Raw genomic sequence first — 17130 nt, 5'->3', positions numbered from 1 at the left:
CGATTCCTACTTTCCTTGGGAGACTTCGTGGGCGGAGCTGGAAGCGTCGTCGACGACGCCGTGTGCGCCATTCGCGGCGCCCGGAGCGTTGCCGGTGGCAACGCCGGCGGCAACCTTGTCGTGAGCCTGCATGGAGGAGTCAACAGACTCAGCGTCAGCGTCCCAGTCATCGTTGACGTTGGATGCATCCACTGGGTTGCGGCGAGCGCGCAGCAGGATTACGGCGACCATGGCGAGCAAAATGATGGCGTCGACGATGGCGCCAGTCAGGGTGTTGGTTGCACCGCTAACCAGGCGTGCAATCCACCAGGTGGCGAAGCCGACTGCAGCAGCGCAAGGCAGGGTGATTAGCCATGCGGAAACCATGCGCATTGCAACGCCCCAGCGGACCTGTGCGCCCTTCTTGCCCAGGCCGGTACCGAGGATGGAACCGGTGGAAACGTGGGTGGTAGACAGTGCCATGCCGCCAGCGGCGGAGGTGAGGATGATGGCTGCGGAAGAAGCCTCGGCGGCCATACCCTGTGGGGACTCGATTTCCACCAAGCCCTTGCCCAGGGTGCGGATGACGCGCCAGCCGCCAGACATGGTGCCGGCTGCGATTGCCACTGCACAGGCAATGATGACCCAGGTTGGGATGCGCTGATCGGCATTTGCCTCACCAGCTGCGACGAGGGCCAAGAAGATTACGCCCATGGTCTTCTGTGCGTCGCCTGCGCCGTGTGCCAGGGAAACTAGGCATGCGGTGACGATCTGGCCGTGGCGGAAGTGCTCGTTCTTTACGCGCTCCGGGATGGTGTTAGTAACCCAGTAGACCAGCGCGGTGCCGCAGGCCGAAACCATGGCGGCGATGAAAGGGGATGCGATTGCTGGGATGATGATTTTGCCGGCGATGGAAGACCATGCAACGCCGCCGCTGCCGAGGGCAGCAAAGGCTGCACCGATGAGGCCGCCGAAAAGGGCGTGGGAAGAAGAGGATGGCATTCCGAGGAGCCATGTAAATAGGTTCCAGAAGATGCCGCCAATGAGGCCGGTGAATACGACCATTAGGAGTGCTTCTCCATCGGTTGCGACAGAGAGATCGTAGGAATCAAGGTTGACGATGCCTTTTGCCACGGTTGCGGCAACATGAACGGAAAGAAAGGCGCCGAGCAGGTTGAGCAATGCGGAAATGGTGACTGCGGTAAATGGCTTTAGGGCGCCGGTGGCAATGGAGGTGGCCATTGCGTTAGCGGTGTCGTGGAAGCCGTTGGTGAAGTCAAAGGCAAGGGCAGTGACGATCACGATGGCCAAGATGATTAGTGTCGCTGTCACGGGCGCGACCCCTTTCCAAGGTTCTTCGGTTCTTCTCGAGCGAGGGAGCGTGGCGTGACGGCCGAGATCAAACTCGGCGACAGTGTCGCAACCGCGTTCCTAACTAACAACGGTATAGAGTAAACCCCTCATGGGATTGGGTCTAATCTCTCAATGGTTGCCATGACCTTGGGTTTTGCGCTTTATGTTCGGTATTTAAGTCATTAGATAGTCGGTCTTTGGTGAAGATTCCCGCTGTATACATATCGCGTTAACCTATTGTTTACCTAAGGCGGGGGAGTGCACCCCCGACTGATATTCATTTTCCGTTTAGGTCCTATTTATTCAGTCCTATTTATTCACTGGCTTATTGGTCCTCGATGGGCAGCCAAGCGTAGCCAAATGGCCCTAATTCCACCGGGCCCAGATCGACGGTGTCCGCGGTGAAGTTGTGCAGACACAGAAGGCCGCCCCGCTGGAACGCAAAGATGCCTGCTTCGCCCGTTTCAACCGCCTCGAAGGGGGCGCTTGCTAGCTCGGGGAAGGCCTTTCGCTGGGCAATGAGTTCGCGCACGGTATTGAGCAGCGATGTCGGATCCGTTTTTTGCTCTTCGACGTTGATCTTCGTGCCGCCCACGATTGGGCGGCGCGGGTGCGGGGCCGTGGTGAAGCCAGTGCCGTCGCCAGGGGCCCATTGCATAGGGGTGCGCACTGCGTCGCGGTCTGGAAGTGAAGGAGAATCCGCCATGCCGATTTCATCGCCGTAGTAGAAGAAAGGCGAACCCGGCATGGAAAGCAAAAGCGAGAAGAAAAGCTCAATCTTGCGCCGGTCATTTCCCAGAAGCGGAGCCAAGCGGCGGGCAATACCCACGTGGGCACGCATCTGCTCATCCGGAAGGTAATGGCGATACATTAGCTCGCGGCTGGCATTGTCGACCATTTCGAGCGTTAGCTCGTCATGGTTGCGCAGAAAGGTGCCCCACTGGCAGCCGGCAGGTAGCTCGGGGATTTCATCCATGATGGCGTAGAGGGGGGTGGCGTCGCCAAGCGCAAGTGCCTCATAGATACGCGGCATCAGGGGGAAGTTGAAGACCATGTGGACGCGATTGCCGGTGCCGAAGAACTCCATGGTTTCTTTCGGCGGCTGGTTGGCCTCGGCCACCATGACGGCCTCCGGATAGTTCTCATCCATGAAGGCACGTAGCTTCTCGACGAACGCGATGGTCTCCGGAAGGGATTCGCCTCCCTGGCCATCACGCTCATAGAGATAGGGGATGGCGTCCAAGCGGAAGCCGTCTAGGCCCTTGTCCATCCAGAAAGAAACGATGCGGAAGACTTCCTCGTGGACGGCAGGATTGTCATAGTTGAGATCCGGCTGGTGCGAGTAGAAGCGATGGAAGTAGTACTGCTCGCGCACCTCATCCCAGGCCCATGTGGAATCTTCGACGTCGGTGAAGATGATGCGGATTTCGGGATACCGGTTCGGATCGTCTCCCCACACGTAGTAATTGCCGTAAGGGCCCGAAGGATCGCGGCGGGACGCTTGAAACCATTCGTGCTCGGTCGAGGTGTGATTGAGAGCGAGGTCCGTCATTAAACGCATGCCGCGCTTGTGGGTCTCGGCTACGAGCTGCTCGAAGTCTTCCATTGTGCCGTAATCGGGGTGGATGGCGTAGTAATCGGCGATGTCGTAGCCGTCATCCTTCAAAGGGGAGGCATAGAAAGGCGAAAGCCAGAGACAATCGACGCCGAGCCACTGTAGATAGTCAAGCTTTTCGATGACGCCTTGGAGCGTGCCGACGCCTTGGCCGCCGCTGGGACCCGCGTCCTTAAAAGAGCCGACGAGGGCCTGGTAGAAGATGGCGTTTTCGTACCAATTCATGCGAGGTCCTTTCTTTTTGCGCGCCAGAGTAGATATTCAATGGTGCATAGGCCGCCGGCCAATAAACCGGGCCAGATGGCGGGAGAGACAGAGAAGAGATTGATTACTGCTTGGATTAAGACAAGGAAGGCAAAGAAGCCAACAAAGCCTAGAGCAGTGTCCCACAATAAAGCCCGACGCATTAGCTGACTTTGAGGTTGAACGCGGTTCCGTCGGACAATTGGATGGCGGTAGCGCCTTCCTTTAATGCGCGAACGCTGGCGTTGTATTCCGTGGCGCCATCAGTGCGCGCCGGGGAAAATTCAGCGACTTCGGGATTGCTAACCTCGGCATCGAGACCTGCGGACTCGGTGATGACGAGGACCTCATCGATTTTTAGGTCGAAGGTCTGACCAGATAGCTCCTTTGGGCTCAAGATGAGTGGGGCAGGCATGCCCACGGACTCAGCTTGGCTTGCTGCGACTTGCTCCTCCTCCGAAGGCGCGCACGCAGCGCTGGCTAGAGCTAGACAAGCAGAAAATACGGCAATCCCTAGGTTTTTAAGCATTAGGCCTTTACACCTCCGGCGGTGAGACCGGCGACGATGCGATGCTGGAAGATGAGCACCATGATGATGAGCGGGATAGTGACAAGCGCGCCGGCGGCCATGGTAGCGGCATAAGGGTATTCGAACGCGGAAGGGCCGGAGAAGCGGGCGATGGCCACGGTGACCGGCTCAGTGGAATCATTCGAGAGCTGGCGCGCCAACATGAACTCATTCCACGTGGTGATGAAAGCAATGATGGCGGTGGTAAACAGTGCCGGTGCCGCGAGCGGGAGCAGAACCAGGCGGAAAGCCTGGCTGCGGGAAGCGCCGTCGACGCGGGCGGCTTCCTCTAGCTCCCAGGGCAGCTGCCGGAAGAAGCTTAGCAAGGTATAAACCGTCAGCGGCAGCGCGAAGGAAATACTCGGGATGATCATCGCGCGGTAGGTGCCGATCCAGTCGAGGTTGCCAAACATCTGGAAAAGCGGGGTAACCAAGGCGATGGCGGGGAACATGGAAGCCGCCAGAATTATGCCGGTAACGATGCCCTTGCCGGGGAAGTTATAGCGCGCCAAAGCATAAGCAGTGAATACGCCTACTGCGACCGCGATGGCGGTGGTGGCCAGCGAAATGACCATGGAATTTCCGAGAGCGGCAAGGAAGTTATTGCCCTTATCAGTAGCCAGTGCATCCTGGAAATTCTCCAAGGTGACATGGGTAGGCCACGGCGTGGTGTCGAAAGTGTGGTCTTTATTGCGAAGCGCAGTAATGACCATCCAGTAGAAGGGCGCAAGCCCCCAGAACATGATGAAGATGATGCCTGCGTAGTGTCCGAACTTTTTCATTACTTGGCCGCCTTCCTATTCGCACCGCGCTTACTGCCAGAAACATCGGCCCCCAAGAAGCGAACCAGAATGAAGGCCACGACGAAGATGAGCAAGAAGATGAGAGTGGACAGCGCAGAAGCCGAGTTGAAGTTGCCTTGGCGCATATCCTCAACCACTAGCTGGGAGATAGTGGCAGTAGGGGCGTTGGAAGAAGCCGAAATCATGATGACAGGAAGGTCGTACATGCGCAGTGCGTCGAGCGTGCGGAACAAAATCGCAACCATCAGCGCCGGGCGCACCAGCGGCAGCGTGATCTTGAAAAAGGTTTGTACTCGGCTTGCGCCGTCGACGCGGGCTGCGTCGTAGACATCCCGCGGAATCATCTGCAGGCCTGCCAAGATAAGCAGGGCCATGAAAGGGGCAGTCTTCCACACATCAGCGATGATGACTGCCAGACGTGCGTAGAAAGGATCGGTGGTCCAAGCGATGTCGGTGCCGAGCAGGGAGTTAACGATGCCATCTGGTGCGAACATGAACTGCCACAGCTTTGCTGTAACGGCAGTAGGAATAGCCCACGGCACTAGGACTGCGGCGCGCACTAGGCCGCGGCCCTTGTACTCGCCATTCATGATGATGGCCATGAACATACCGAGGATGGTCTCAAGCAGGACGGTGACCACGGTGAAAAACAGCGTGATCTTCAGCGCCGGCCAGAAATCCGTGGCAATCACGCCCGGAGGACATTGCGCTATCTGCCCAGTGCCGGAAACACACCGGTTATTGATCCAGTACAGGTAGTTCTCAAGGCCTGCAAAGCCGCCTTCTTCAAAGATTCCCGTCTTGGGGTTGAGGTGGCGGTTTCCCTGGAAAGAAAGCCAGATGGCACGCAAGATTGGGTAACCGATGACGACGGCGAGCACAAGGAGAGCCGGCGCGATTAGGCCCGCGGCATGCAAATTCTGCTTGCGCTTCATGGCGGTGGGCGTTGTTACTGCCACGCTGGGGACGCCTTTCTGCTGGAGATTAACAGGTTGGGTAAGAGTCTAACTGGTGTGCCTGACATCAAAGACAATGCGGGGCGTGCGCGAGCACACAAGCTCACCCACGCCCCGCATGGCACCTCCTTCTTGAGCCTTCCTACAAGAAGAAAGGAGCTGCAAGGAGCTTAAAAATTTAGCCCTGGGAAGCAGCCTCGATGGCGGCCTTCATGTCCTTGGTTGCATCGTCCACGGACTTGTCAGCGGTCAAAGCTGCATAAGCGTTATCCTGCACGGCCTTGGAAATAGCGGTGTAGAACGGGGAAACCGGACGCGGCGCTGCGTTCTCGAGGGATTCCTTGAGAGCTGGCAGGTACGGGAACTGCTCAATGAGGGCTGGGTCATCGTAGACGGAAGCCAGAACCGGCGGGAAGGAAGCCTCAGCGAAGGACTTCTGGTTTTCCTCGTTGATGATGAACTTCATGAAGTCCAGCGCGGTGGCCTTCTTCTCAGAGTTGATGTTGATGCCGTTGTTGTAGCCACCCAGGGTGGAAACACCGACGCCGTCCTTGCCCACCAGCGGCTGGACTTCGAACTTCACGCCCGCATCTTCAGCGTTGGTGTACATATAAGGCCAGTTGATTGCGAAAGCAGATTTGCCCTCGGTGAAGGCCAGATTGGTCTCCTCCTCGGTAGCGGCGGTGGAGTCCTTGGAGATGACGCCGTCCTTATAAGCGTCGACAAGCGCCTGCAGGCCGGCCTTGGACTCTGCGGAATCCACGGAAGGAGCGCCATCATCAGAAAGAACGGAGCCGCCCCAGCCCTCCATGAAGCCGGCGGTGTTAACGGTCAGACCCTCGTACTGCTTGAGCTGGGTGGTCAGGCAGGAGGTGTCCTTCTTGAGCGCCTCACACGCGGACTTCAGATCAGCGAACTTCTCCGGAGCCTTGTCTGCCAAGTCGGTGTTACGGAACAGCAGCTGGCCGTTGGTGTTCTGCGGCAGTGCGTAGAGGGTGTCGTTGTAGGTTGCAGACTCAACGGTGGAATCCAGCAAACCATCGGTATCAACCTCAAGGTCATCGGTCAGCGGCGCGAGCCACTGGTTGGCTGCGAACTCTGCGGTCCAGACGACGTCGAGTGCCATGACGTCGTAGTCAGAGTTGCCTGCCTGCAGGGACTGAACCAAGGTGTCGCGCTGTGCGTCAGCCTCACCGGCCAGTTCCTTCAAGGTGACCTTTTCTTCTGGGTGCTCCTTGTTCCACTTTTCAATGATCGGCTGGATCTTGTCAGTGTCATTCTTACCCATCGCGAAGGTGATAGGGCCGCGGCCGTCGGCACCGTCTACGGAGCCCTGTGCGGCGGAATCGGATGAGCCTTCGTTGGAGGAGCAGCCTGCCAGAGCCAGCGCGAGAGCAGCGGTGGTTACGACGGCGCCCTTCTGGACGGTACGAAGTTGAGAGCGAAGTACGGACTTCTTCATGGGCAATAAACCTTTCGGAAAACTTCTTGTGCCTTAAAAATAAGTTACAGTGTCCACACTTCGTGGAATTTTTGACCTAATTCACTAGGTAGAAATGAGCCTTCCTGCAAAAGGCCTGCAGAAAAGGAAAAGTTGGGGGTGGCGATTACCCCCAACAACTCTTTGCAGTTTGGATTAGCGCTCGATGCGTTCGCCCGTTTCGGGGTCGAAATGGTGTGCATTTTTCGCATCAAAGGAGAGAAGAACTTCCTCGCCGCGCTGTGGAGTGCGGCCCTTGTCAGCGCGGGCCACGAAGCGCTGCTCGCCCACATTGATATAGACGAAGGACTCGGCGCCGAGTTCCTCGACGATGTCGACGGTGCCGGGGATGCCGACCGGGCCGTCGATGATGCGCATGTCTTCTGGGCGAATACCGATGCGGCCACCGTCGTGGTCAAAGATATTCATCGCAGGCGATCCGATGAAGCCAGCGACGAATTCGTTGACCGGGGCGTCGTAAAGCTCACGCGGGGACGCCACCTGCTGCAGGACGCCATCTTTGAGCACAGCAACGCGATCACCCATGGTCATCGCTTCAACTTGGTCGTGCGTGACATAAACCGTGGTGGTGCCGAGGCGTTGCTGCAGGCTGGCTAGCTCCGAACGGGTCTGCACACGCAGTTTGGCGTCAAGGTTGGACAAAGGCTCATCCATCAAAAAGACCTTTGGATTACGCACGATGGCACGGCCCATGGCCACACGCTGGCGCTGACCACCGGAGAGATCCTTCGGTTTGCGGTCCAGGTACTCGCTAAGGCCTAAGATATCGGCAGCTTCTTCTACCTTCTTCTTAATCTCATTCTTTGGCATCTTCGCCAGCTTTAGCGCGAAACCCATGTTCTCAGCCACGGTGAGGTGCGGATAAAGGGCGTAGTTCTGGAAGACCATTGCGATATCGCGATCGCCAGGTTCCAAACCGGTGACGTCTTTATCGTCGATCAAAATGCGGCCACTCGAGGTCGGCTCCAAACCTGCAAGCGAACGAAGCGTCGTGGACTTTCCGCAGCCTGAGGGGCCGACCAACACCAAGAATTCGCCGTCTGCGATTTCCAGGTCAAGGTCTTTGACCGTGGGGGCTGCGGCGTTGGGGTAGGTGATGTTGACCTTTTCAAAAGTGACCTTTGCCATGCGCCTACACTAGCACCCCCGCTAAATCACATATGCTGGTTGGCGCCATGAAAAAGCTTATTCCTCTCTTTGTCCCCCTTTTTGTTCTCCCCTTAGCCAGCTGCTCCGGCGCTGCTTCTGAGGACGTTGCCGCACCAATGACCACCGTCGCCGCATCCCAGACTTCTTCCGAATCCGCTCAAACTTCTGCCGCGCCGAGTAGCGAGCCGACGAAAGAATCGGAAAAGCCTTCCAGCTCTGCGACACCCGCACCGCGCGATACCACTTTCAAAAAGATCTTCGGTGAGCAGGCTGATGCCAACGGCGCGCGCGGCTATTTGGAAGAAAACGGCCACTTCGATCGCGCCCTTATGAAGGACAGTCTTTCTGCCGCGGGGCTTAACATCTCTGATTCTGAGGTCACTGAATATGGCCAGTGGGTTTGTGAATGGGTGGATCCTGAAATTCGCTACACCGCCGTCATGGAAGGCGATGGCCGCTCGCTGACGGGGGATAAGCGTTTTATCTACGACAAGCTCATTGTTGACACCGTGGAATGGCTGCCGGGCAACCGCGGCATGACCATCTCCCCGGAACAGGTGGAAAAGGCGCTGCCGCAGGCAGTCTTGACTAGCTGCTTGGATGAAAGGTCCGCGCAGGAAATCCTGCATAAGCCAAACTGGTTCTAGCCTTTGTTCTGTGTGTAAACATGCATGCGGCATAGTCGAGTACTCTCTTAGGGCATGACAGCTGCACTTGATATTGAACGCATTCGTACCGCGTTGGCGGATGACTTTGCTCTAGTTGAATATGTGGAGCAGACCGGCTCAACCAACACCGATCTTATGAAGGCTGAGAACGTTGCCGATGGCACGGTGTTGCTGACCAACGAGCAGGTTTCCGGTAAGGGCCGGTTAGGTCGGACCTGGGTAAGCCCTGCTGGTTCGCAGCTTATTCTTTCTGTTCTTATCCTTCCGGATTCCCTCGAGCACCTAGGCACCCTGCCACTGGCATCGGGCCTGGCCGTCACCGACACCGTCGAGGGCTCCGTTCTGAAGTGGCCGAACGACGTTCACATCAACGGCAATAAGCTCTGCGGCATCCTTGCCGAGGCTGGCCCCGTTGGTGCCGCCTTCAAGTCCGCGCCCAAGACCGAAGTCAGCAAGGCTGAGGTAAACAAGGCTGAGGTCGCCCCGAAAACGCAGGCCGCGCCGGCGCCTTCCGCGCGCGTGGTTGTGGGCATGGGCCTGAACGTCACGCTTACTCGAGAGCAGCTGCCTATCGAAAAGGCCACCTCGCTCATGCTGGAAGGTCGCGATACGGATCGCACGAAATTGGCGATTGCCCTGCTCAAGAACCTGCGTCGTCGCATCACCCAGTGGGAGAACCAAGACCCACAGCTCATGGCGGATTACCGTGCGGTGTGCTCATCGATCGGCCAGGAAGTTCGCCTTGAAGCGCCGACTGGCGACGTCGTGGGTGTCGTCGAGGGCATTGGCGACGACGGCCGCATCAACGTCGGCGGCGAATATTACTCGGCAGGTGATGTCACCCACCTGCGTCCCGTGCAGTAGTGACTCGTTGCTGCGCTGAGTGGAGTGGCGGGGCGCTTTAAAGCACAATTTGCCAAATAGGGCCCGCCGCAGAGCGTGGTAGGCATTCCTATTTGGCAAATTGCGTCTATTTAGGGGCACTGTCCGCTCATCGGACCGCCGCCTATTCCCTGGGAGACCTCACCGGCAATCGCCTCAGCGACAGTGCCGCCGATGGTGACGGTGTAGGAATCGCCGTTGGTGATTTCAGCCGCGGAATAGGCCACGTTGCTGAAGTCCTTCGCCGTCTCCGGCGGGTATCATGCACCCCTATGGGACTGATGAAGATGGGGCGCGGCGAAGTAGTCCGCGTGGATATGACAGCGCCGTTTCGCGCGCTGATCTTTCCTTTCCTTGAGCTCATCCTCATTACCGGCGTGGCATGGATGGGCATCGGCTGGGCGGATGTCCACGGCCTAGATAGAAACCTGCGTAACGGCATCGTTTTAATCTGGGCGCTGCTATCGCTGTGGCGTTTCGGTATGCCGCTGTACCGCGCGCGCCGGCGCCGCTTCATCGTTACTAACCTGCGCGTTATCGCCCGCGAGGGCGGTCACATTGATTCCATCCCGCTGCAGGATATTCGCGGTGCTAGGCGGCGCCGCGGTGGAATATCGCTGGCCATCCACGGTTATGAGCGGCCAATGTATTTCTCTTCCATCCCCAAGGCCAAGCGCGTGGAAGAAATTCTCAACGAGCAGGAGCTCTTCTAATTCTTAACCTCTGTGGTGTGCAGCTGGTGGTCCAGATCCTCAGGAGCCAGGTTGGCTTGCTCGAATTCCTGGGTAAGCGGCAGCCGCATTTCAAGATCGGTGCCGGGGCAGAGCTCGATGGTGGCTTCGTCAACGACGTAGTCCAGTACGTGCCCGCCGGAGCAACGCGCGGCGTCGATAAAGTGAACGTGGCAGCCTGGCACCGAGATTCCCTTTTCAAACACTGGGGTGCGGAAACCACCGATGATGCCCTCGACGTTTTCAAAGTACAGCTCCTTATCGCCGCCCACCGCCTGCGCCATGGGCGGGTAGGGCTTGGACTGTTTGACCACGGTGCGCGTGCGCACTGACTCGAAGCGCCCCGTTATCCGCACCGCGTACATGTAGTTGGCGGAAGGCTCGACTTCATCGACGAAGGCCGAAAGCTCTTCGCGGCGCATTCCGCGCGGTGCTTGCACTTTGATGCGGGGTACGAAATTGGTGGCCACCGCAAAGGGCGTTCCCTGGTCCAGGTCCGCGATGGTGGCAGTTCCGTCGCCGCGCAGCTGGTAACAGATGCCGTCGAGAATCAACATTTCGCCGTCGAGCGCATCGAAGGTACCGATGCCAAAGTTGCCCTTGCCGAGCAGCTCACCAATGGTCATTTCGCCGTCATAAATGCCGTCCAACAGAGCGGCCAGGAGGGAGTTCTGGAAGATGGTATGCCTGACGATCATAAGGTTAAGGCTAGTATTGGATGGGTGAGTCATACAGCAAAGCCCATCGTTACCGTTTATGGCGACGGCCAGCTCGCACGCATGATGCAGCCGGCTGCCGCCGAGCTCGACATCCACCTGCGCATTCTTGCCTCCTCGCAGGAGCAGTCCGCAGCGCAGGTCATTCCAGACGTGGTCTTGGGTGATTACCATGCCTACGAGACGCTGGTTTCTGCAGCCAAAGATGCCGATGCGCTGACCTTCGAGCACGAGCACGTGCCCACCGAGCACGTGCAAGCGCTTATCGACGCCGGCTATAACGTCCAGCCGCAGCCTTCCGCGCTCCTGTATGCCCAGGACAAACTCTTTATGCGCCAAAAGCTGGCGGAGCTGGGCGCACCGGTTCCGCGTTTTGCACAAATCGCCTCTGTTGAGGATGCGCGTAATTTTGCCGAGCTTGTAGAAGGCCGCGTTTGCTTGAAGGCGCGTCGCGGTGGATACGACGGCCACGGCGTGTGGTTCCCCGCTGCAGAGGAGCTGGATTCCCTGGTCGCTGAGCTTCTGGAAGCCGGCACGCCTTTGATGGCAGAGGAGAAGGTTAACCTCACCCGCGAGCTTTCGGTTCTAGTCGCCCGCCGTCCTTCCGGCGAGGTGAAGGCTTGGCCGATTGCCCAATCTGTGCAGCGTGATGGCATCTGCGCCGAGGCCTTCGCGCCCGCGCCGGGCCTGAGCCCAGAGCTGGCGCAGCGCGCCGCCGAGGTCGGCGAGCTCGTGGCCACGCAGCTAGGAGTGACTGGCGTGCTGGCAGTTGAACTTTTTGCTTACTCCGTCGCTGAAGTGGACAACTGGGGTAGCGCGGCCTCGGCTGCCGCAGCCTCCGCTGCTGGTTTCCCAAGCGATGGGGTAGTAGAAGATATTGCTGTAAATGAGCTCGCGATGCGTCCGCACAACACGGGTCACTGGACTCAGGACGGTTCCGTTACCTCTCAGTTCGAGCAGCACCTACGCGCAGTCTTGGATTTGCCGCTCGGTGAGACCACAGCGCTTGCTCCCGTCACCGCCATGGCTAACGTCCTTGGTGGCCCGGAAGATCCAGAAATGCCAATGCCGCAACGCGTACGTGCCGTGATGGAGCGTTACCCGCAGGCCAAGATTCACCTTTACGGCAAGGACTACCGCGCCGGCCGTAAGATTGGCCACGTCAACGTCGTGGGTGAGGACGTCGAACAAACCCGCCACATCGCGGCAGACGCTGCGCACTTCCTCGTGCACGCGGCCTGGCTCTAAAAGCTCTGCCTGCATAATTTTCCACAGATTCCCGCAACCTTCTTGCTGCCCCCAGTAACAACTATCTAGGAGAAGATATGGAACCACTCGTTGGCCTCATCATGGGTTCTGATTCAGATTGGCCTACCGTAAAACCTGCTGCCGAAGTCTTGGCGGAGTTCGGCGTGCCTTTCGAGGTGGGCGTCGTCAGTGCGCACCGCACCCCAGAAAAGATGCTCTCTTATGCCAAGGACGCGCATAAGCGTGGCCTGAAGGCCATCATCGCCTGCGCCGGCGGTGCTGCGCACCTGCCGGGCATGGTTGCTGCGGCGACTCCGCTTCCGGTCATCGGAATTCCGCGCGCGCTGAAGGACTTGGATGGCCTGGACTCCTTGCTGTCCATCGTGCAGATGCCCGGTGGCGTGCCGGTGGCGACCGTGTCTATCGGCGGCGCTAAGAACGCGGGCCTTCTTGCCGTTCGTATCCTCGGCGCAGGGGATCCTGAACTAACCGAGAAGATGGCGCAGTACCAAGAAAATATGGCCGCCGAGGTGGAGAAGAAGGACGCAAACTTGCGCGCCCAGCTGCTGGGGGAGTAGGCGATTTCCTGTAGCTACCGCCCTTAGGAGAACTGCCGGGCGGTGGAAACGCGGGGGATATAAGAGGTGGGAATCTTTACCCCGGTCGGTGTTGCGTTATGCGTAATCGCCTTGGTCAGGTGCTGGACTGCTAGCCGGCCCAACGCCGCCATGTCCTGGTCCACTACCGAGATCGGCACCGGTTGCAGGCGGAAGAGATTTAAGTCGTCGTAGCCCACCAACGCGATGTCTTCACCGATGGCCTTGCCGGCGTTATAGCAGGCGGCCAGCGCACCAGCCGTCATCATGGAATCACCCGCCACGATGGCGGTAACGCCCTTTTCAAAGAGCTCTAATGCTCCCACGTAGCCGTCCTTGCGGCGGAAGCCTCCTTGTACATAATGCGTGGAAAACTCGCTGCTTGCACCGCGGAAGACTTTCAGCCGCTGCCTGCCCGTAGAAGTTTGCTGCGGGCCTGGAATATAGCCGACCACGCGGTGACCCTTTTGACGCAGCTGCGTTAATGCCGCGAACATGCCCGGGCGCGGGTCCGAGGCAACGGCGGGGAAGGGCGGCAGCTCTCGGTCGATGAGCAGCAGTGGCCGGGATTTCGCGGCGTCTTTTAGCGCTGCTTCGGCGCCTTCAACCGGGACGGTGATGATGCCGTCTACCTGCCGCCATGTCAGTGCGTCGAGTGCTTTGGCTAAGTGCTCAGGTGACTCAGAGCAGGTGGTCATGATGGCGGCGATGCCAACGCGCTCGGCTTCGGCTTCAATCGCGGCAGCAATGAGTGCGAAATAAGGATCCGCCAGGTTCGGAATCACCACACCGATAGCATCCGAGCGTGAACCGCGCAGCGCACGTGCCTGCGCATTCGGGCGATAGCCTAGTTGCTCGGCCGCAGCCTTGACCTTTTGCGTGGTCGCCGGAGAAATCGCAGGGTGATTGGCCAGCGCGCGGGAGACGGTGGAGATAGAAACCCCCGTGGCTGCGGCGAGGTCCTTCAAGGTCGGTGTGGCCACGGAAGTCCTTTCTCAATTAGGCTTTTGCATTATGTTCGGCCCTAGCTTAGTCCCCCTTTTGGTCCTGGGAGCCCGCGTGCAAGGCGGCGCGCCTGGCCCCATGCTTGAGCGCAGGCTCGAGCATGCATTTCGTATTTGGAGGGGACAAGACATCATCGTCTCCGGTTATGGCGAGGCCGAAGTCATGGCCGAGTACTTGGTGGGCAGGGGAGTCCCGCGCGAGAAGATAATCGTCGAGCCACGTGCCACGAGCACTAATGAGAACCTCGAAAATGCCTATGCGATGAGCAAGCCGCCTTACTTCGATGTAGTCACCAGTGATTTCCATGCACTGCGTACTAAGCTGTGGTCGTGGCACCTCGGAATCCCGATTCGCGTGCATCCTGCTTTCACGCCATGGGCGCTAAAACCAGAAAACTATTTGCGTGAGGTCCTTGCCACTCCGCACTCCGCGGCACGGATTATGTGGCGCCGTTTATTACCAGTCATCAGCGCTTTTGGGCGTTAGCAAATTCATTATGCAAGTTTATGCAAACGTTTGACTAGCGTTTGAGCAGCGTCTTAACCTAAGCCACGTAGTGAGTTACACACGGAAAAGGAAGGCCTTAGGTTATGACCGGTCAGGCACCTACTTACCGGATAGCGCATGGCGCATACGAGGCAGAAATTGCCAGCTTCGGCGGCGGTATTAAATCGCTGACTTTCGCCGCCGAGCCGCTGGTCGAGACCTATCAGGATCTCCCGCCCATGTGCGCCGGCGTAGTTCTTGCCCCGTGGCCTAACCGCACTGCAGATGGTCGTTTTAACTGGCGGGGGAGCGTTTACTGTCTGCCCGTCAACGAGCCTGAGCGCAACAACGCCATCCATGGCTTTGTATGCGACAAGGCTTGGGAATTAAAGCGCTACTGCGTGAACCAAGTTCAGCTCACCACCCAGATCGAGGCCCCTTGGCCGTGGCCCATTCAGCTCACCGCCACTTACAGCCTCGATCAAACTGGGCTTCACGCCCGCTTTGAGGCCCGCGCGGAGCAGGATTGCCCCTTCGCGTTTGGCCTTCATACCTATCTTTCTGCCCGCGGCGCGGCTGCCGACGCCTCAATTCTTAGTCTCGGCGTCACTGAACACCACCTTCTTGATACCCGGAACTTGCCCACGGGCGTGGTGGAAAGCGTCGTCGTCAAGCAGCAGCGTATCGCTGACGTGGCTTGGGATGATTGCTTCCGCGGACAGGGGCCCCTCACGGCGGATTACGTTTCCGCAGGCAAAGGCGTTCGCCTTGCAATGGGGCCGGGCCTTGACTGGGTACAGATGTATACCCCGGACAACTACCCCGGCCGCGGCCGTGCACTCGCAGTGGAACCCATGAGCGCTCCACCGAACGCACTGCGCAGTGGCATCGACCTTGCCGAAATTAACGCACATCAACCGATTGCCTACGAGCTCCGCTTGAGCGCAATCTAGTAAAGAAAGCTCTCCACATGGAACCTTCAGTATTGAGACTCGACGCAACCTGGGTGGACTACCTGCTCGTTGCCTTGTACTTCCTCTTCGTCCTGGGAATCGGCTGGGCTGCCAAAGCCCGCGTTTCCTCCTCCATCGACTTCTTCCTCTCCGGCCGCGGACTGCCCGCATGGGTGACCGGCCTGGCATTCGTCTCGGCGAACTTGGGCGCGGTGGAGATCATCGGTATGTCCGCGAACGGCGTGGAGTATGGCTTCCAGACCATGCACTATTTCTGGATCGGCGCTATCCCGGCCATGGTGTTCCTGGGCATCGTGATGATGCCGTTCTACTACGGCTCCAAGGTGCGTTCCGTGCCAGAGTTCATGCGCAAGCGCTTCGGTAGCGCGGCGCACCTGGTCAATGCCATTTCTTTCGCCGTAGCCCAGCTGCTTATCGCAGGCGTGAACCTGTACCTGCTGGCCACCATCGTCGAGGCTCTGCTGGGCTGGCCTATGTGGGTCGCGCTCGTTGTTGCCGGCATCATCGTCCTGTCCTACATCACCCTGGGCGGCTTGTCCGCTGCCATCTACAACGAGGTGCTGCAGTTCTTCGTCATCATCGCTGCGCTGGCACCGCTGACGATTATCGGCCTGAACCGCGTCGGCGGCTGGCAGGGGCTGAAGGATTCCGTGGCGAACGATTCCCACTTCCACACCTGGCCGGGCACTGATATATCCGGCTTCGAGAATCCGGTCTGGTCCGTCATCGGCATCGTCCTGGGCCTAGGCTTCGTCCTTTCCTTCGGTTACTGGACCACCAACTTTGTCGAGGTCCAGCGCGCCATGGCATCGGAGTCGATCTCTGCAGCGCGCAAGACGCCAATCATTGGTGCTTTCCCGAAGATGTTCGTGCCCTTCCTCGTGGTTATCCCGGGCATGGTTGCCTCCGTCTCCGTCGCTGACTTGATGGAAGAGACCGCCAAGCCAAACGACGCCATCCTGCTGCTGATGCGCGACCTGCTCCCGAACGGCCTTTTGGGCGTCGCAATTGCGGGCCTGCTCGCTTCCTTCATGGCCGGAATGGCCGCCAACATCTCGGCCTTTAACACCGTTATCTCTTATGACATTTGGCAGACCTACGTGGTTAAGGAGCGCGAGGATGGCTACTACCTGAAGTTCGGCCGCATCGCGACCGTCGTCGCCACCGGCGTGGCCGTCTTTACCGCACTTTTGGCCCAGAACTTCGGCAACGTCATGGACTACCTGCAGACGCTGTTCGGCTTCTTCAACGCTCCGCTGTTCGCCACCTTCATCCTGGGCATGTTCTGGAAGCGCATGACCCCGCACGCAGGTTGGTCCGGCCTCGTTGCAGGTACCGCATCTGCAATTACCTTCTGGTACATCGCAACCTTTACTGACGCAACGGCTTCCATCTTCAACCTGCCAGGCCAGGGCACCGCATTCGTGGCCGCCGGCGTGGCATTTACGGTAGATATCATCGTCTCCATCATCGTCACCATGTTTACTCAGCCGAAGCCGGACGAGGAGCTCGTGGGCTTTGTTTCTTCCGTTACGCCGAAGGACCACTTCGAGGATTACACCGAGAAGAACCTTCCGTGGTACAAGCAGACCGTTCCGCTCGGCGTCATCTGTTTGGTCATTGCAATCGGCCTGAACGTCATCTTTGCCTAAAGGAG

The 17130-nt window shown here is 58.5% G+C and carries 19 protein-coding genes; 8 read left to right on the top strand and 11 right to left on the bottom strand.

Going from position 1 to position 17130, the window contains the following annotated elements; all coding sequences use genetic code 11:
• Positions 1-6: 6 nt before the first annotated feature.
• The 8 genes from HMPREF2692_RS05095 to HMPREF2692_RS05060 form a co-directional block, all read right to left on the bottom strand.
• Positions 7-1311: an inorganic phosphate transporter gene (locus HMPREF2692_RS05095; RefSeq protein ID WP_061920756.1), complete on the bottom strand. Its 1305-nt coding sequence runs from the start codon at positions 1309-1311 to the stop codon at positions 7-9.
• Between the two features lie 346 nt (positions 1312-1657).
• Positions 1658-3172, bottom strand: a complete 1515-nt coding sequence (locus HMPREF2692_RS05090) for an alpha-amylase family protein (RefSeq protein ID WP_070823028.1) — start codon at positions 3170-3172, stop codon at positions 1658-1660.
• Positions 3169-3354, bottom strand: coding sequence for a hypothetical protein (locus tag HMPREF2692_RS13325; RefSeq protein WP_070823026.1), 186 nt, complete (start codon positions 3352-3354; stop codon positions 3169-3171). The genes HMPREF2692_RS05090 and HMPREF2692_RS13325 overlap by 4 nt, the downstream gene beginning before the upstream one ends.
• On the bottom strand, positions 3354-3719 hold the full coding sequence (locus HMPREF2692_RS05080; RefSeq protein ID WP_070518461.1) for a hypothetical protein: 366 nt from the start codon (positions 3717-3719) through the stop codon (positions 3354-3356). Before HMPREF2692_RS05080 ends, HMPREF2692_RS13325 begins: the two co-directional genes overlap by 1 nt.
• Positions 3719-4540, bottom strand: a complete 822-nt coding sequence (locus HMPREF2692_RS05075; protein WP_070823025.1) for a carbohydrate ABC transporter permease — start codon at positions 4538-4540, stop codon at positions 3719-3721. Before HMPREF2692_RS05075 ends, HMPREF2692_RS05080 begins: the two co-directional genes overlap by 1 nt.
• Complete coding sequence (locus tag HMPREF2692_RS05070; protein WP_061920767.1) at positions 4540-5496, bottom strand: carbohydrate ABC transporter permease; 957 nt, start codon at positions 5494-5496, stop codon at positions 4540-4542. The genes HMPREF2692_RS05075 and HMPREF2692_RS05070 overlap by 1 nt, the downstream gene beginning before the upstream one ends.
• A 199-nt stretch (positions 5497-5695) precedes the next feature.
• On the bottom strand, positions 5696-6979 hold the full coding sequence (locus HMPREF2692_RS05065) for an ABC transporter substrate-binding protein (RefSeq protein WP_070518459.1): 1284 nt from the start codon (positions 6977-6979) through the stop codon (positions 5696-5698).
• Positions 6980-7153: 174 nt separating this feature from the next.
• A complete protein-coding gene (locus tag HMPREF2692_RS05060; RefSeq protein WP_062042007.1) occupies positions 7154-8146 on the bottom strand; it encodes an ABC transporter ATP-binding protein in 993 nt (330 codons plus the stop codon).
• Between the two features lie 47 nt (positions 8147-8193).
• Here HMPREF2692_RS05060 and HMPREF2692_RS05055 point away from each other — a divergent pair, with 47 nt between their 5' ends.
• The gene (locus HMPREF2692_RS05055; protein WP_070518533.1) at positions 8194-8814 is read left to right on the top strand and encodes a hypothetical protein; all 621 of its coding nucleotides are present in this window, start codon (positions 8194-8196) and stop codon (positions 8812-8814) included.
• A 54-nt stretch (positions 8815-8868) separates the two neighbouring features.
• A complete protein-coding gene (locus HMPREF2692_RS05050; protein ID WP_070432372.1) occupies positions 8869-9699 on the top strand; it encodes a biotin--[acetyl-CoA-carboxylase] ligase in 831 nt (276 codons plus the stop codon).
• A gap of 110 nt (positions 9700-9809) precedes the next feature.
• Here HMPREF2692_RS05050 and HMPREF2692_RS13485 read toward each other — a convergent pair whose 3' ends face one another.
• Positions 9810-9944, bottom strand: coding sequence for a hypothetical protein (locus HMPREF2692_RS13485; RefSeq protein ID WP_256381211.1), 135 nt, complete (start codon positions 9942-9944; stop codon positions 9810-9812).
• A 45-nt stretch (positions 9945-9989) separates the two neighbouring features.
• Between HMPREF2692_RS13485 and HMPREF2692_RS05045 the strand changes: the two genes are divergently transcribed.
• Positions 9990-10430 (top strand): hypothetical protein, encoded by a 441-nt coding sequence (locus HMPREF2692_RS05045; RefSeq protein ID WP_070588293.1) that lies wholly within the window; start codon positions 9990-9992, stop codon positions 10428-10430.
• Here HMPREF2692_RS05045 and budA read toward each other — a convergent pair.
• Positions 10427-11146 carry an acetolactate decarboxylase gene (budA, locus tag HMPREF2692_RS05040; protein WP_070588296.1) on the bottom strand — a complete coding sequence of 240 codons (720 nt, stop codon included), beginning with the start codon at positions 11144-11146 and terminating at the stop codon, positions 10427-10429. The genes HMPREF2692_RS05045 and budA overlap by 4 nt on opposite strands.
• On the opposite strand from budA, the gene HMPREF2692_RS05035 reads away from it, so the two are divergent.
• Together HMPREF2692_RS05035 and purE are read left to right on the top strand one after the other, a co-directional pair.
• A complete protein-coding gene (locus tag HMPREF2692_RS05035; protein ID WP_070823023.1) occupies positions 11132-12412 on the top strand; it encodes a 5-(carboxyamino)imidazole ribonucleotide synthase in 1281 nt (426 codons plus the stop codon). The genes budA and HMPREF2692_RS05035 overlap by 15 nt on opposite strands.
• 77 nt (positions 12413-12489) lie before the next feature.
• Positions 12490-12990: a 5-(carboxyamino)imidazole ribonucleotide mutase gene (gene purE, locus HMPREF2692_RS05030; protein ID WP_070498708.1), complete on the top strand. Its 501-nt coding sequence runs from the start codon at positions 12490-12492 to the stop codon at positions 12988-12990.
• A 23-nt stretch (positions 12991-13013) separates the two neighbouring features.
• On the opposite strand, the gene HMPREF2692_RS05025 is transcribed toward purE, so the two are convergent.
• Complete coding sequence (locus HMPREF2692_RS05025) at positions 13014-13991, bottom strand: LacI family DNA-binding transcriptional regulator (protein WP_070823021.1); 978 nt, start codon at positions 13989-13991, stop codon at positions 13014-13016.
• A gap of 31 nt (positions 13992-14022) precedes the next feature.
• Between HMPREF2692_RS05025 and HMPREF2692_RS05020 the strand changes: the two genes are divergently transcribed.
• The 3 genes from HMPREF2692_RS05020 to HMPREF2692_RS05010 all read left to right on the top strand — a co-directional run bounded on the left by HMPREF2692_RS05020 (position 14023) and on the right by HMPREF2692_RS05010 (position 17125).
• Positions 14023-14499, top strand: coding sequence for a YdcF family protein (locus HMPREF2692_RS05020; RefSeq protein ID WP_070823020.1), 477 nt, complete (start codon positions 14023-14025; stop codon positions 14497-14499).
• A 104-nt stretch (positions 14500-14603) separates the two neighbouring features.
• Positions 14604-15452 carry an aldose epimerase family protein gene (locus HMPREF2692_RS05015; protein ID WP_070731927.1) on the top strand — a complete coding sequence of 283 codons (849 nt, stop codon included), beginning with the start codon at positions 14604-14606 and terminating at the stop codon, positions 15450-15452.
• A 17-nt stretch (positions 15453-15469) separates the two neighbouring features.
• On the top strand, positions 15470-17125 hold the full coding sequence (locus tag HMPREF2692_RS05010; protein WP_070455543.1) for a sodium:solute symporter family protein: 1656 nt from the start codon (positions 15470-15472) through the stop codon (positions 17123-17125).
• Positions 17126-17130 lie beyond the last annotated feature (5 nt).

The sequence above is a fragment of the Corynebacterium sp. HMSC036D03 genome, from assembly GCF_001836185.1.
GTDB classification, from domain to species: Bacteria; Actinomycetota; Actinomycetes; order Mycobacteriales; family Mycobacteriaceae; genus Corynebacterium; species Corynebacterium simulans.
The sequence above is the reverse complement of the archived record's forward strand: the minus strand, read 5'-3'. Positions and strand labels throughout refer to the sequence as shown.

Coding starts and splice junctions, on each gene's coding strand:
- HMPREF2692_RS05090 (WP_070823028.1), bottom strand. CDS start 3,172: ATGAATTGGTACGAAAACGCCATCTTCTACCAGGCCCTCGTCGGCTCT.
- HMPREF2692_RS13325 (WP_070823026.1), bottom strand. CDS start 3,354: ATGCGTCGGGCTTTATTGTGGGACACTGCTCTAGGCTTTGTTGGCTTC.
- HMPREF2692_RS05080 (WP_070518461.1), bottom strand. CDS start 3,719: ATGCTTAAAAACCTAGGGATTGCCGTATTTTCTGCTTGTCTAGCTCTA.
- HMPREF2692_RS05075 (WP_070823025.1), bottom strand. CDS start 4,540: ATGAAAAAGTTCGGACACTACGCAGGCATCATCTTCATCATGTTCTGG.
- HMPREF2692_RS05070 (WP_061920767.1), bottom strand. CDS start 5,496: ATGAAGCGCAAGCAGAATTTGCATGCCGCGGGCCTAATCGCGCCGGCT.
- HMPREF2692_RS05065 (WP_070518459.1), bottom strand. CDS start 6,979: ATGAAGAAGTCCGTACTTCGCTCTCAACTTCGTACCGTCCAGAAGGGC.
- HMPREF2692_RS05060 (WP_062042007.1), bottom strand. CDS start 8,146: ATGGCAAAGGTCACTTTTGAAAAGGTCAACATCACCTACCCCAACGCC.
- HMPREF2692_RS05055 (WP_070518533.1), top strand. CDS start 8,194: ATGAAAAAGCTTATTCCTCTCTTTGTCCCCCTTTTTGTTCTCCCCTTA.
- HMPREF2692_RS05050 (WP_070432372.1), top strand. CDS start 8,869: ATGACAGCTGCACTTGATATTGAACGCATTCGTACCGCGTTGGCGGAT.
- HMPREF2692_RS05045 (WP_070588293.1), top strand. CDS start 9,990: ATGGGACTGATGAAGATGGGGCGCGGCGAAGTAGTCCGCGTGGATATG.
- HMPREF2692_RS05035 (WP_070823023.1), top strand. CDS start 11,132: ATGCCTGACGATCATAAGGTTAAGGCTAGTATTGGATGGGTGAGTCAT.
- budA (WP_070588296.1), bottom strand. CDS start 11,146: ATGATCGTCAGGCATACCATCTTCCAGAACTCCCTCCTGGCCGCTCTG.
- purE (WP_070498708.1), top strand. CDS start 12,490: ATGGAACCACTCGTTGGCCTCATCATGGGTTCTGATTCAGATTGGCCT.
- HMPREF2692_RS05020 (WP_070823020.1), top strand. CDS start 14,023: ATGTTCGGCCCTAGCTTAGTCCCCCTTTTGGTCCTGGGAGCCCGCGTG.
- HMPREF2692_RS05015 (WP_070731927.1), top strand. CDS start 14,604: ATGACCGGTCAGGCACCTACTTACCGGATAGCGCATGGCGCATACGAG.
- HMPREF2692_RS05010 (WP_070455543.1), top strand. CDS start 15,470: ATGGAACCTTCAGTATTGAGACTCGACGCAACCTGGGTGGACTACCTG.